This window comes from Myxococcales bacterium (assembly GCA_016716835.1).
Lineage (GTDB): Bacteria > Myxococcota_A > Polyangia > Haliangiales > Haliangiaceae > JADJUW01.
This window is the reverse complement of record JADJUW010000001.1, coordinates 16,173-28,660: the sequence shown is the minus strand read 5'-3', so window position 1 is coordinate 28,660 and position 12,488 is coordinate 16,173. Positions and strand designations below refer to the sequence as shown.

Sequence of the window (12,488 nt, the reverse complement as noted above, 5' to 3'; positions counted from 1 at the left end):
CGGGGCGATGTGCACATGCCTAGCGTTTAGCCATATGAAGCACATACTTTTGCTGATCGCCCTAAGCCCACTCACCTCCTGCTTGCTCGAGGAAAACCTGCCGATTCCAACGCCAGGCCCAGCGCCGCAGGAACCACAAGATCCTGAGATTGATCCCGCGGATTGCTATGCCAATCTCGCCGAGCTTCCGGCCGGGCCGTATGTTTCAATGACGATGGACTATCCGCATTACTGCCAAACCCAATCTGGCAATTTTTGGATTGGCCGCGACCACGCCAATACCGTCTGGCTAACCAATGGCAACGGCGGCTCGGTTGAAGGGACGTATCAGTACGATGCGGCAACGTACGTTTTCACGTTTACCTCGGCGGACGGGTGCCTAGCTATTTCGTCTCACCTTTACTCCATTGAGACCTCGCCCGGCTCAGCCACATTTGGCGGCACCGGAACCGAGTCGGTAGATTGCACCGTCCCTTAGCACACGCCACGTCTTCGGCGCGGTGCTGATTTCGCGCCAAACAAATGCTCGTCGTCAGATACAACCGTGCTCCAAAACAATATCGGCGCCGACGAGCGCTAACCCAACAACGCCGCCTGCGTTCAAGCCGCGCCCACGCTACGGAATCGCAGGCGCGGACGCATCGCTGTCGCCTGGAGCGTCATCGGCCTTATCCGACCCAATACGCGACGCGAATAAATCCTTCGCCAAACCGACGGTTGAATCACCAAGGTACCAGGTGATCTGGCCGACCATTACCGCCAGCACGGCAAAGCCGGCGCTAAGCGCCACCAACGCCGCCGGCTGGGATGACTCCAGCGCCAAATTAAAAATCCCCTCGGCGATGCCGCCCATCTTGGCCGTCAGGCCGACGAGGCTCACCGTTAAAAAGCTCGCAAACGCGGTGGTCAAGATGCGCCCCGCGAATTGCTTGGCGGTCACGCGCTTCGTCGCCTTAGCCTTCGCTTTCGCCTGCACGTTCGCCTTCGCTGCCACCTTGGCCGGCGCTTGCGACGTCGTCGCCTTGCTATCGCTCAATTTTGTCAGACCGCTGCGCTTAGTTCGAGTGCCCGCCGCCACTCGCGCCTTTTGCACTTGCCCCGCGCTCGCAATACTGCTGCGCCGGTTCGCCTCCGCGCTATGCACCGGCGCCGCCACCCCGGCGGCAAAGACAGTCACAACAACAGCGGCAGCGAGACGACGGTGAAAATGTAAATTAGTCATACTTATTCCAATAAGCAACCTTCGTGCCGACTGCCGCCCACCCCAATTCGCGCACTTGCCCCCGCGCCATCTCGTTCCCTCCGGCTTCCCCCCTTGCCGCTGGGGCCACGTGTCGCCAAGCCTAGCGGACGCAGGGCGCCGTCCGCCCACCTACGGCGAGGTGCTGATGTCCAGCCACACAAAAACGCAGCGCTCGGAGTCTTCGTTGGTGTTGGCGGCGGCACCGGCGCGCGCGGCGGCCTGCGCCCGGGCGGCGGCGGCGCGCTCTTCGGCGTCTTGGCGGCGCAGGCGCTCGTTGGCGTCGGTCCACGTCGACACGTTGGGCGTGGTTGGTTGCAGCGTGGGCTTCGCAGTTATCGCTGCCACAGGTGGCGGCGGCGCCTTGGCTAGCGGAAATCCCGCCGCGGCGATCATCTCGTAGGCGCGCCGCAACTCGATAAACGCGGCGTTGGCGTCGGCGGGCGTCACGCCGGCCAGCGTGGCGTGATCGGGATGCATCGCCAGCGCGAGCCGACGAAACGCGGTTACCACGTCGGGCCGCTGGCTGCCGTAGCGGAGCTGCAAGATGCGATAGGCCTGCGCTAAATTCATTGTGTTTCCTTTCGTTGGATGGTGCTTGCGAAGCGATATGCCGCTGGCGGCGCTCACTCGGTAAACAGCGAAATCAACAAGGCGATCAGCACGAACAACCAAAATTCGCGATCGGCCTCGCGCTCCGCGACCTCACGCGTCTGCGCGGCTCGCCACTGCGCCTCGGCGCGTGCACGCGCCAGCGCGGCTTCGCTGGCAATGCGCGCTGCCTCGGCCGCAATGAATTCGTCCGCGTCCCTCGCCGCCTTGGCCTCGCGCGCCTCCTGCCGACGCAACTCGTCCGCCTCGCGCCGCCATTGTGCCGCGCGGCTTTGAACGTATTGCTCCCAGGCGCGGTCGTCCTCCGACGCCGACGCGCTCGTTTTTGCCGACGTTCGCGCCGACGTCGATGATTTCGCGGATGCCGACGCCGCCGCGCGCGCCGCCGCCGCCGGAAACCCCGCCGCCTCGATCACCTCATACGCCGTCTGCACCTCGCGAAAGCGCGCATTGATCGCCGCCACCTGCGCCGCCGTTTGCCGACGCGCCTGCGCCGCGAACCGATCGGGATGCCGCTCCTTGGCCAGCCGCCTATACGCCGCCTTCACGTCGGCACGCGCCGCGCCAGGTGCCACGCCGAGCACAGCATATGCTGCCACCAATGAAATCGAAGTTCGCGCCATTAAGCCTTGCTCCATCCGGCAATTTCCGCCGTTCTCCCAGCATGCGGCGGGCCTCTGTCATCGAGCGCCGCCCGCACGCACCGCAAAATTTTCGGCTAGCCCACCGCCACGACACCGCTAGCGTCGCGCCAGCCGACAGACACTAAACGCCGCCATAGGCGCCAATACCGGCCAAATTCGCTGTCAGAGGTCGGATCTGATACTGAATTCATGCACCCTAAACCAAACGTCGTTATAGCCGCGCTGCTCGCCCTCGCCCTTGTCATCTCGCTCAGCCTAGTCGCAGGATGTCGCCACGGCGCCGGCCGCGGCGTCGATGCCACCGCCTCACTGAGCGGCACCGACCTCGCCATTGGCTCGCTTCGCAACAACCTGAACTTCGAAACCGCCCTCTCAAGCGCAACCGGCGCCGCCGACACCGTCGAGGCCGACGCGGAAATCACCCGCACCGCCGGTGGCTACCAAAACTCCGAACCGGCCGACATGGAAACCTTTCGCTATGGCGACGCCGATGCGGACGAGGTTTGCGTCCCGCGTCGCCCCACCAAGTATGAGCTCACCTATGAAAAACGCCTCTTGGCGCCCGGCGCCGCCGATGCAAGCTCGCTCAAGCTCGACGACGAGTTCGTCTGCGAAAAAAAGCGCATGTGGTTCACCATGGAGCAGGCGCTGCCCGACGGGCAATTACTCGCGCTCGGCGCCGGCTCGCTGCTCATGACCAACGCCTCGGGCTTGGTCGCCGCGACCTACGACTCCACCAAGGGTTGGCTATTGGGTGCCACCGTCGCGCCGGTGTCGGCCAAAGAGCCCATCGCCGCCTACAACGATCGCGACGACGAATACCTCGCGCTGACTCGCCCCGGCCACGTCGCCGTCATCGCGCAACGCGCGACCACCGCGGCGCCGTCAAGCGGATCAGGTAACCCCATCGCCACCAATGCGTGGGTGGTCACCAGCGTCATCGCCGATCCAAACCCGCGCGATCCGTCGCCGCTCAGCTCGCTGCACGTCGCCGGCAATCACGTGCTGTGGTGGTCGGCCAGCAAACACCGCGGCTACGTGTTTGAGCGCCAAAACACGGGTGACTACATTTACGTGCAGCAGCTCGGCCTCTCCACGCCGCTGCTCGCCACCGGCTACAGCCGCGTCGTCGCGATGAACTCGCTCACCATTGCGATCTTGGTCCGCCAATCGGCGCGCGCCCCGGAAAGCCTGCATCTCTTTGGCAAATACAACGCCAACTCGACCGCGCATGCCGAACGCGACCCAAAGTGGTACTACGAATCCAAGTCGGCGCTGGGCGACGCAGACAGCGAGTTCGTCGGCGGCACCGGCTCAAACGCCGGCGTGGCCATTTCTATGACTATCCCAGGCAGTCGCGGCCAATTCGTTACGATCTATGACAGCGAGGCACGCACGCTGGTGCAACGCCTCGAGTATCGCGACGACGAGGTTACCCCCATTGCCATCACCAAGGACGTGCTCATGCTCGACTGCACCGACGCCATCGAAGGCCCTTACACCTGCATGCTCGTGCGCAACGTCCACGATCGCTTCGAGCCCTATTCCAACATCGTCGGCGTTCAGCCGCTGGCCTATCGCGCCCGCGTCCTCATCGGCCGCGACCACGCCGGCCCCGGCGGCGCCGCGCGCCTAGTCGTGCTGCGGCATTAAGCGCTTGCTTGGTAAACGCCTTCTCACGGCGCTGATGATCTCACGTCGAATGCACCTCCCCGGCGCGCGCAAACGCTTCGCCTCAACCTCGGTTTCAGAGATCGGACCTCACCCTACATGAATCAAGCAAACTCGCCGCTCGCAACGCCCCGGTTGGGATGGCTCGCCTTGGCGCTCGCGGTTTGGCTCGGCTTGTTCGGCCTGCTCGGCGGCTGTCGCAGTGGGGGTGGCGGCGGCGCAGCGTCAGCCCTTGCCTCCGCCGCACCGTCCGCCGCGCCTGCGTCGCCACCACCCCCCGCTCGAACGAATGGATCCATTGAAGCGCCTGATTGGCAGGTTAGACAATCAAGGGCCCGTCGACCTGGGAACCTTTCGCGACGGCACGACGCCCGACGGCGTGACCTGCGTACCGCGCCGCCCCACCAAGTTCGCGCTGCGCTACGAGCGCAGCTTGCTCTTGCCCGCGCTCAATGAATCGGCGCAGGTCTTGCCGCCGTCGGCATCATCGTCAATTGCAGCCTCGTCTGCCGCGCCAGGCGACAAGAGCTCGCTGCTACGCGACGACGATTTCGTCTGCGCGCCGACACGCCTTGGCTTTTCCGTGGTGCAAACCCTGCCCGACAGCACCTTGCTCGCGCTGGGCCGCAATTCGCTGCTGACGGCCGACGCCGCCGGGTTGCAGCTCGTTGCGCTCGTTGCACCCAATGGCGGGCAGCACCGCACGACCATCTCGCCGATCACCGTCAAGTCGCCCACTGCCGCATACCATCGCTACGCCAACGAATACCTTGTGCTGGTTCGTCCCGGCGAGGTCGCGGTGGTGCGTCATAGCGAATCGATCGCCGCTGCGACGCCGACCAGCACGGTTGGCAAGGCCACCTACGCCTGGCAAATCACCGACGTCATCACCGACCCCAACCCTAGCGATCCCGCGCCACCAACGTCGCTCCACGTAACCTCCGACTATCTGCTGTGGTGGTCGGCGTCGAAACACCGCGGCTATATCTTTGAACGCGACGAAGCCGGCGCCTACATCTACGTGCAAGCGCTTGCGCTCGCGGCGCCGCTCTTGGCCTCGGGGCAAAGCGAGGTCTTGACCATGGACAACGCCGGCATCACCATCCGCGTCCGCCAGTCGGCCCGCGCACCCGACGGGCTCCAATTCTTCACTAGGCTCGAGCTGCAAAGCGCCGCCGACTCACCCGATGCGATGTGGTTCTACCAGTTTCAATGGCCCATCGGCGACGCGACCACCACGTTGATTAGCGGCGCGAGTTCAAACGACGGCCTGGCCTTCACGTACGCCGACAAGCAGAGTCGTGCCTACGACGTGCTCGTGCTCGACGCTAAGCGCCAGCAAATTGCCCAGCTGCTGCACTTCCGCACCCGCGCCAAGGCCATAGCCATCACCAAAGATATGTTGCTGGTCGACTGTGCCGACGCCGGCGGCCCCCGCACCTGCATGTTCGTGCGCAACCTCCACGATCGCTTCGCGCCGTACGACTACATCGCCGGCCTGCAACCGCTCGCCTATCGCGACGGCCTCTTCATCGGCCGCGACCACGCCGGCCCCGGCGGCGCGGCGCGCCTGGTCGTGCTGCGGCATTAGTCATTTCGTTGCACCAGCGACAGCCTGCGCGCGTGCGTTAGGCGCGTCGCCGACGCAAACCCACCCACGCGCCAACCGCCGCCATCACCGCCAACGTGCCGCCACCACCACCGCCTCCATGCGCCAACCCACCTTGCACGGCGCATCCAAAATAGCCTTTCGGTTGCTCGCCGTCACTCGGTGGCGGATCGGGTACAATCGGCGCGGTGCCGCTCTCGGCGCCACTGGCCGACACCGCGACCACGTCATAGGGTTCATTAAATTCCGTGCCGGGCACGGCAAACGAAGGCATTTCCGGCAACACGAATTCGCGCATGAACGCGAAATGCAGTTCGTTCTCGGGCACATACACGCGATGCGCCACGGTGTCAGTGGTGGCGCGAGGCGCAAGCTCAAGCGAAACGATCACGTGGTTGCCCACTGGCGGGCACGGCCCGGCCTCTTCGGAAGAGACAAACTCCGTGTTGAACTCGGATATCACCGGCGGCAGCGGCACGTCATCGGGACCAAATCCCGTGGTGAATGAATAGGTGTACGTGGCGCATTCGACTTGCTCGATGGGGGGCGAGACCGATACATGATACTCCGTATTGGGCGCCAACGCCGCTGGCAGCGACACGAGCGGTTGCGTATCGACAATTGGTAAATCCGCATGGATCACGTTGTCGTCGGCATCGCGCACGGTGAGGGCGCCGTTATACGTCGTCCACAATTTGGTGTTGGTCGGCACCAACGTGGCGCCGTCACTTGGATACCGCAAGGTTGGGCATGGCTGTGGCGGCACGCAGGCGTCGGCGCGCTTGGTCGCAACCGCGCCGCCAAGTGCCGAAAACCCCGCAGTAACAATGACAAGGTTAGTTAACTTCATGCGGCCACCCTGCCAAGCCCGGGCGCATGCATCAACATAGTTCAGTCGCAGCCACGCTTAAGTGTGAAAATGTCACACCTAGGGGGGCGCGGCGCCTGCTCACGCGCGACCAGCGCGTCGAGCGAGGGCACCAGTTTGCCCGCGAACCTAATGCACCCACTACCTCACGTTATACGCCACGCTGGTCAGCGCAAACGTGCCGTAGACCAGGTCGCCTTGTGGATAGCTGTAGATGGCCTCGGCGCTGCTCGCCAGGCGATGGCCACCAATCTCGCGGTAGGCCGTCAGCGGCGTCGACCACGGCAGCTGCTTGCCAGCGTCCGCCGCGTAACGATCTTCCGACGTGAAATTGACGAGCGCACCCTGCGCGTCAAAGTGAAGCCACGCCGACACGGTAATGCCATTGTTGGTGAACGACGCCTTCACCTTGTTGCCCTCAACCGCCAACCACGTAATGCGTGGGTCGATCAGCGTCGCCGGCGCCATGCAGGCCATGTCGTTAAAAAATGTCACCGTTTCGGCGACGCCCATTGCCGCGCCGTCGAGATATTGCACGCGCACCAGCGACAACAAACGAATATCCATAAACGCCGCGCCGTTGACAAAGCGATGATAGCCGGCGACGGGCAAGTGCTTCATCACCGCCTTCATAAAAAACAGCCGCGTCGGCACCTGCATAAAGTTGTACTGCTCGGAGGTAAACGGCATCCACGGCGAGGCGGCGTCCTTGCGCAGCTTGCCGGTAAACGCAATCTTAAAGTTATGCACCTTGGGCTTACCGACGGCGCCCGCATACCGCACATACTGCTTCACCAACTCCGGCAGATGCTGCATGTCGGCCTCGGTCAAAGGCGCCGCCGGCACCGCCGGTGCTTGTCGCAACGCCGCCTGCACATCGCTGGCAAAGCGGCCATGAAACCGCGCCGCGCTGTACCCCAGCACCACCGCAACCAAGATGATGAGATTGGCAATGGTGCCAAACTTGGCATCTTGCCAGCTCGAAACAATGAGCGCCTGCGAGACCACCACCGCGACCACGCCGGCGATCCACCAATTACTTTTTGCCAGCGCCACCAACAGCGCCGCGGCCAGCAACAACCCACACGCCACCAACCATCCCGCGCCCAGCGCCTTGCCCACCGGTTGCGTTAACTGGCTCACCTCCGCCAACCCAAACGCCTTGGCAAAGCCAAGCAAGTGGATCAACCCATGAAGCACCATGACAACAACGAAGGCGGCGCGCATTTCAGGCAATTCCTATCATTATTCGTCCGCGAAATTCGCCAATTGGCACTAGACATGGAGTGCGGCGATTCCCCCACAGATCTGACGACCGCCACGCTCGCTTCGCAAATGCGCATACCCAAGCCGAGCTCGCAAGCATGGCCGCGTCAGGTATCCGCCGCACGTACTCATCAGCTTCGCCGCTTGTGGCAGCCTTCCGCAGCCGCGGCGCCTCGACTACGATATAGTCACATTGCTCAGCAACGCAAAAAGCGGCTCATTGACATAGAAGTTGGTCTTGCCGACCTTCTGCTTGCGCAGCAAGCCGGCCTCGCTGAGCTGGTTTAGGTACTTGGTGGCCGTAATGCGCGACACGCCTAGATCGTGCTCGATAAATTCGATCTTGGTATAGGGATAGCGAAACAGGTTGTTGAGCAAGTCTTGGCTATATAGTTTTGGCAGGCGCGTGCGAATGGCGTGCTTGGTCTGCAGCATCAGATCGCGAAAGGCCTTCACCAACCCAATCGCGCTGCGGGCGGTGACACCCACCCCCTTGACCATGTAGAGGCACCACTGCGGCCAATGCGCCTCGTCGTCGCGCACGGCTTGCAGCAACTCATAATACGCCGGCTTGGTCGCGGTGATATAGCGGCTCAGGTACAGCACCGGCAGCTCGAGCAACCCATCGCGTTGCAACATGAGCAGGTTCAAAATGCGCCCCGTGCGCCCGTTGCCATCATAAAACGGATGGATGCTCTCAAATTGATGGTGGGCGATCGCCATGCGCAAGAGCGGATCGAGGCCGTCGTCGGCGTGCATAAAATCGACGAGATTGGCCATCAGCGCCGCGACCTCGGCCGCGCCTTGCGGCGGCTCATAGACCATCGCCCCGGTCGCCTCGTTGCGCAACGCCGTCCCTGGCAGCTTGCGCAAGCCCGCGCGGCTGTGCTCGAGCTCGGCCTGCACCGCGAGCAGCGTGTCGAGCCTAATCAGCCCGCTCGCGCGCACGGCCTTAAACCCCAAGGTCAGCGCCGCCACATAGTGCCGAACTTCCTTGGCGGCCGGCGTGGTCGAGGTGGTCGGCGACAACGCAAAGAGCTCGTCGTGCGTGGTGATGATGTGCTCAATTTCCGAGCTGTCCTTGGCCTCTTGGATGCCCAACGTATCGATCAAGATCGCTTTATTGGGCAGCGACTCACACAGCCCCTTGAGCTCGGCCAGGTAGCGGTGCGCCTCGGCCAGCGCCACCCAAACGTCCTTGCGGTCGAGCAAGGCCGGGTTACGCAGCGGTAGCGGGAGCAGCGTGGACATAGATAGACTTAGCCTATTTTCTTATCATGTCGGCCGATATATGTATAGATTTTTCTATTTTCTATACATTAAATAGCATACTAATACGCAATAATTAGAACATAACCTTCTCAGAGCCGCGTCGTAGCCTTGAGAACAGCCTTACCTCATACGCACGCCTTGGCCCCACTCTGACGGCCTTCCCAGCCTGCCAGCCCCCGGCGCGCGCAGCCTTGCTGCCGCTCGCCGTGGGCGCCCCGCGACTAGTTTTTTAGCATGCCGCCCACGGGTGCTATCCTTGCCGACGTGACCCGCGCTGCCTTGACCAACGCCATCGAGAGTTTGCCGGCCGATGAAAAGCTCGAGCTGCTCGGTGAAATCTGGGATTCCTTGGAGGGTGACGTGGCGGTGCCAGCGTGGCAGCAAACCGAACTCACCCGCCGCGAACAGGGCGTCGTTCCAACCGCCTTCGCAGCGTGGCCTAACGTGAAAGCCCGCATCCTTAAAGCCAAGTGATCGTTTCACGGCATCCGCTCGCCCTCACTCGCTCCATCGCGGCCCTATCCGCTTGCTAGCCCTCACCTCGGCTAGCTCGCCAAACAGCTCGCGCACGAGTTCTAGCAGGTGTGCCCGGATGGTCACGGGGTTGCCCATCGCCTGCTTCATCTCCAACGCGAAGCGCTTGGTCAACACGTCGTAGGAGAGCGGGCTAATGGCGTGCATTTCCTGGACGTGGCGTTCATCGCCTTCGTCCCACCGCACGACCTTGCTTAGTACTAGATCGTGGCGCTCGAGCACGTACACGCGTAAGCGGATAAGCTCGCTCGGCAAGATTTGCACCAGCCGCGCCTCATAGTTGTACGGCACCTCCGCAATCGGCGTCGACGACACGGGGATAGGCACCTCGCGCGCCGCATTGACCCGATCGATGGCACGGCGCACCGCCGCCGGCAACGTGCCGTAGGCGTCGACATCGCGCGTAACCGCCGTGACGTGGTAGGCCAGCGCCGCCGAGGCGCCACCGATGAGCACGACTTTCGCTTCCGCGGTCAAGGCCGCATCGAGCTGACGCAAAAACCGTTGCAACTCGTCGTAGCCAAACCGTGGCAGCGGGCTCATGGCCGGGCCACCTTGCGATACAAGTCGCGAAAGGCGGCGGCGTCCAGCTCCATGGAAAACCCCCATTTTTTTGCCAAGGCAAAGCCGGGCTTGGCGGCGCGCCGGCTGACCGCGCCAATAAAAAATGGCTGCAGCCGATGCACGCGGTGATCAACGAGCGCCTCCGCCAACGTCGCGAGCCGTTGGTCGCCGGCCACCTCGCCCGCCAGCTCGAGGAGAAAGCCAAGCGCGTGCTTTTTGTCGGCGGCGAGCTTGAGCGCGCGCAGGCCGACGTGGGTGAACTCATGGCTGCGCCGCGAGAACAGCACCGGCAAGGCCTTGGCAACATCAGGGCGTCGGCGCGCAAGCTCGAGGCTGCGCGCGAGCAAGGGCAGCAAGGGTTGAGGTTGCGGCCCAGGCTTCGCGGCAACCGCCTTGGGTTTCACCGCGCCTGCCTTCGCCAGCGGGGCGCCAAGCCGGCGCAGCGCCTGCAACAAGGCCTCATCAGCCCGTGACGTGGCGGCGACCGCGGGCGCATGCGACGTGGCCACCAACGCGCGCAACACCGCCGCATGCGGGTGCGCGTGGTTCGCGGCAAACACCTCCTTGCCATCAACCTGGCCCGCGGTCACGAGCTGCAGCCGCTTCATCTCGGCGAGCTCCTTGTGGGCCGAGCCAAAGCTGATGCCGACGGCGTCCGCCAGCTCGGTCACGCTGCCACGTTGCGGCATGCCCGCGGCGTGGCGCGCCTCGCCCCATAGCAACAACAGGAGGCGGCGTCTGGCCTTGGATTTCACGAGATACGTCAACATCGCCATATATTACTATTTTTGATATTTTATAACTATCAATTTATTTGATAACAACGTCACGGCCAAATCGGCAAACCCACCGCCACCTACGCCGGGCCTACGCATGGCCGTGCCGCCCGCCGTGTCGGCGCTCATGCCGCGAGACGATATACGCCGCGCCGCGCAACGTTCTCGCCGGTTTTGTTCTGGGCGTGCCGGTTCGCGGCGCCGCGCTGCGCGCGCGGCGCCGCTCACCGTCGCTGCAATGTGGGGTTCGCTCGCTTTGCTCGCTCCGTTCTCGCGCGGCGCGGCGCGCCCACCGTGCCTACCGCCGCCCACCATCGCCGCGCTCAAACCGCGCTCGGCGGCCGCCGCCTCGCGCGCCCGCCGGGCAGCTCACGCGGGAGCGCCCGCGCTCACCCAAGCGACGAGGCCGTGATGCGCGGCGTTTGGGGCGGCGCGCCGTTCGTGTTCCCCGGCCCGGCGCGCTGGAATGCCTTAGGCCTCGGCACCACCGCCGCCCTCGCGCCGCCGCTGGTCTACAACACCAAGCCGACATGGCCAAGCGCTACGGCACCCACCGCACGCAACAACTGGTGCACCGCGCCCTCGAGGCGAGCGTGGTCGCACGACGTTTAGCCTCGACCATCCCTTCGCGCGAGAAATCGCCCGGCCGCTGCGTATTACCAAGTACAGTGCCGTCCGGCTTACCACCTACTTGGCCTCAGCGTTCACGGTACATCGTCTATGTCGACGAGGCCGGTGACCACGGCCCCGTCTCACCTGAATTTCCGGTGTTTGTCTTGGCGCTATGCATCTTTGAGAAGACGGCCTACGCCACGACCGCCGTCCGCGCGCTGACCAAGTTCAAGTTCGACTTCTTCGGCCACGACGCCGTCGTGATGCATGAGCGAGAAATCCGCAAGCAGCGACCACCCTTTGAGATGCTGCGCAATCCCACGGTGCGCGCCAGCTTCATGCAGCGACTCAACGAGCTCGTCGAGGACGCCCCATTCACCCTAATTGCCGCCGCTATCGACAAAGGTCGGCTCTCAAAAACATACGCTCACCCCGAAAACCCGTACCATCTCGCCGTCACCTTTGGCCTCGAACGGCTCGCACTGCATCTCGATGACCTCGGCGATGAGGGCGAGGTTCATGTCGTCTTCGAGAGCCGCGGAAAAAACGAAGATGCCGAGCTTGAGCTCGCGTTTCGGCGCGCCTGCGACACCTCGACGCTGCTTGGCAGTCGTGGCTACACGCCCTTATTTGCCCCCAAAAAGGCCAACCACGCCGGGCTTCAACTTGCCGACCTGATAGCTCGCCCCATTGGGCTGCATTGCATGCGCCCCAGCCAGCCCAACCGAGCCTTTGACCTCATCCAAAGCAAATTTTGGCGTGGACCGACGGGCAGCCTCGAAGGCTGGGGCCTCAAGCGTTTCCCTTAACACCCTCTCGG

The 12,488-nt window shown here is 63.5% G+C and carries 14 protein-coding genes; 6 read left to right on the top strand and 8 right to left on the bottom strand.

Translation table 11 applies throughout. The features are described from left to right. The first annotated feature begins 34 nt into the window (after window positions 1–34). Window positions 35–478, top strand: coding sequence for a hypothetical protein (locus IPL79_00130; GenBank protein ID MBK9069408.1), 444 nt, complete (start codon window positions 35–37; stop codon window positions 476–478). Between the two features lie 138 nt (window positions 479–616). Here IPL79_00130 and IPL79_00125 read toward each other — a convergent pair whose 3' ends face one another. From IPL79_00125 to IPL79_00115, 3 genes are all read right to left on the bottom strand, one after another. Beyond that, entirely contained in the window at window positions 617–1,222 is a 606-nt protein-coding gene (locus IPL79_00125; protein ID MBK9069407.1) for a hypothetical protein, read from the bottom strand. A gap of 150 nt (window positions 1,223–1,372) precedes the next feature. Continuing rightward, window positions 1,373–1,813 carry a J domain-containing protein gene (locus tag IPL79_00120; GenBank protein MBK9069406.1) on the bottom strand — a complete coding sequence of 147 codons (441 nt, stop codon included), beginning with the start codon at window positions 1,811–1,813 and terminating at the stop codon, window positions 1,373–1,375. A 53-nt stretch (window positions 1,814–1,866) separates the two neighbouring features. Next, window positions 1,867–2,475, bottom strand: a complete 609-nt coding sequence (locus tag IPL79_00115) for a J domain-containing protein (GenBank protein MBK9069405.1) — start codon at window positions 2,473–2,475, stop codon at window positions 1,867–1,869. Between the two features lie 210 nt (window positions 2,476–2,685). Here IPL79_00115 and IPL79_00110 point away from each other — a divergent pair, with 210 nt between their 5' ends. Next, window positions 2,686–4,149, top strand: coding sequence for a hypothetical protein (locus IPL79_00110; GenBank protein ID MBK9069404.1), 1,464 nt, complete (start codon window positions 2,686–2,688; stop codon window positions 4,147–4,149). A 316-nt stretch (window positions 4,150–4,465) separates the two neighbouring features. Then, window positions 4,466–5,758: a hypothetical protein gene (locus IPL79_00105; GenBank protein ID MBK9069403.1), complete on the top strand. Its 1,293-nt coding sequence runs from the start codon at window positions 4,466–4,468 to the stop codon at window positions 5,756–5,758. Between the two features lie 37 nt (window positions 5,759–5,795). On the opposite strand, the gene IPL79_00100 is transcribed toward IPL79_00105, so the two are convergent. The 3 genes from IPL79_00100 to IPL79_00090 form a co-directional block, all read right to left on the bottom strand. Then, window positions 5,796–6,626 carry a hypothetical protein gene (locus IPL79_00100; GenBank protein ID MBK9069402.1) on the bottom strand — a complete coding sequence of 277 codons (831 nt, stop codon included), beginning with the start codon at window positions 6,624–6,626 and terminating at the stop codon, window positions 5,796–5,798. Window positions 6,627–6,785: 159 nt separating this feature from the next. Next, window positions 6,786–7,871, bottom strand: coding sequence for a hypothetical protein (locus tag IPL79_00095; GenBank protein MBK9069401.1), 1,086 nt, complete (start codon window positions 7,869–7,871; stop codon window positions 6,786–6,788). Window positions 7,872–8,087: 216 nt separating this feature from the next. Next, complete coding sequence (locus IPL79_00090) at window positions 8,088–9,161, bottom strand: Fic family protein (protein ID MBK9069400.1); 1,074 nt, start codon at window positions 9,159–9,161, stop codon at window positions 8,088–8,090. Between the two features lie 255 nt (window positions 9,162–9,416). Between IPL79_00090 and IPL79_00085 the strand changes: the two genes are divergently transcribed. Next, complete coding sequence (locus tag IPL79_00085; protein MBK9069399.1) at window positions 9,417–9,656, top strand: addiction module protein; 240 nt, start codon at window positions 9,417–9,419, stop codon at window positions 9,654–9,656. Between the two features lie 24 nt (window positions 9,657–9,680). Here the strand turns inward: IPL79_00085 and IPL79_00080 are convergent, their stop codons facing one another. Together IPL79_00080 and IPL79_00075 are read right to left on the bottom strand one after the other, a co-directional pair. Beyond that, on the bottom strand, window positions 9,681–10,259 hold the full coding sequence (locus IPL79_00080) for a hypothetical protein (protein MBK9069398.1): 579 nt from the start codon (window positions 10,257–10,259) through the stop codon (window positions 9,681–9,683). Beyond that, window positions 10,256–11,050 (bottom strand): hypothetical protein, encoded by a 795-nt coding sequence (locus IPL79_00075; GenBank protein MBK9069397.1) that lies wholly within the window; start codon window positions 11,048–11,050, stop codon window positions 10,256–10,258. The genes IPL79_00080 and IPL79_00075 overlap by 4 nt, the downstream gene beginning before the upstream one ends. 300 nt (window positions 11,051–11,350) lie before the next feature. On the opposite strand from IPL79_00075, the gene IPL79_00070 reads away from it, so the two are divergent. Then, window positions 11,351–11,668 (top strand): hypothetical protein, encoded by a 318-nt coding sequence (locus IPL79_00070; GenBank protein ID MBK9069396.1) that lies wholly within the window; start codon window positions 11,351–11,353, stop codon window positions 11,666–11,668. Then, on the top strand, window positions 11,587–12,477 hold the full coding sequence (locus IPL79_00065) for a DUF3800 domain-containing protein (GenBank protein ID MBK9069395.1): 891 nt from the start codon (window positions 11,587–11,589) through the stop codon (window positions 12,475–12,477). The genes IPL79_00070 and IPL79_00065 overlap by 82 nt, the downstream gene beginning before the upstream one ends. Window positions 12,478–12,488: the final 11 nt, after the last annotated feature.

Excerpts from the sequence above, each read along its gene's own strand:
- IPL79_00130 (MBK9069408.1), top strand. The coding sequence starts at position 35 with ATGAAGCACATACTTTTGCTGATCGCCCTAAGCCCACTCACCTCCTGC.
- IPL79_00125 (MBK9069407.1), bottom strand. The coding sequence starts at position 1,222 with ATGACTAATTTACATTTTCACCGTCGTCTCGCTGCCGCTGTTGTTGTG.
- IPL79_00120 (MBK9069406.1), bottom strand. The coding sequence starts at position 1,813 with ATGAATTTAGCGCAGGCCTATCGCATCTTGCAGCTCCGCTACGGCAGC.
- IPL79_00115 (MBK9069405.1), bottom strand. The coding sequence starts at position 2,475 with ATGGCGCGAACTTCGATTTCATTGGTGGCAGCATATGCTGTGCTCGGC.
- IPL79_00110 (MBK9069404.1), top strand. The coding sequence starts at position 2,686 with ATGCACCCTAAACCAAACGTCGTTATAGCCGCGCTGCTCGCCCTCGCC.
- IPL79_00100 (MBK9069402.1), bottom strand. The coding sequence starts at position 6,626 with ATGAAGTTAACTAACCTTGTCATTGTTACTGCGGGGTTTTCGGCACTT.
- IPL79_00095 (MBK9069401.1), bottom strand. The coding sequence starts at position 7,871 with ATGCGCGCCGCCTTCGTTGTTGTCATGGTGCTTCATGGGTTGATCCAC.
- IPL79_00090 (MBK9069400.1), bottom strand. The coding sequence starts at position 9,161 with ATGTCCACGCTGCTCCCGCTACCGCTGCGTAACCCGGCCTTGCTCGAC.
- IPL79_00085 (MBK9069399.1), top strand. The coding sequence starts at position 9,417 with ATGCCGCCCACGGGTGCTATCCTTGCCGACGTGACCCGCGCTGCCTTG.
- IPL79_00080 (MBK9069398.1), bottom strand. The coding sequence starts at position 10,259 with ATGAGCCCGCTGCCACGGTTTGGCTACGACGAGTTGCAACGGTTTTTG.
- IPL79_00075 (MBK9069397.1), bottom strand. The coding sequence starts at position 11,050 with ATGTTGACGTATCTCGTGAAATCCAAGGCCAGACGCCGCCTCCTGTTG.
- IPL79_00065 (MBK9069395.1), top strand. The coding sequence starts at position 11,587 with ATGGCCAAGCGCTACGGCACCCACCGCACGCAACAACTGGTGCACCGC.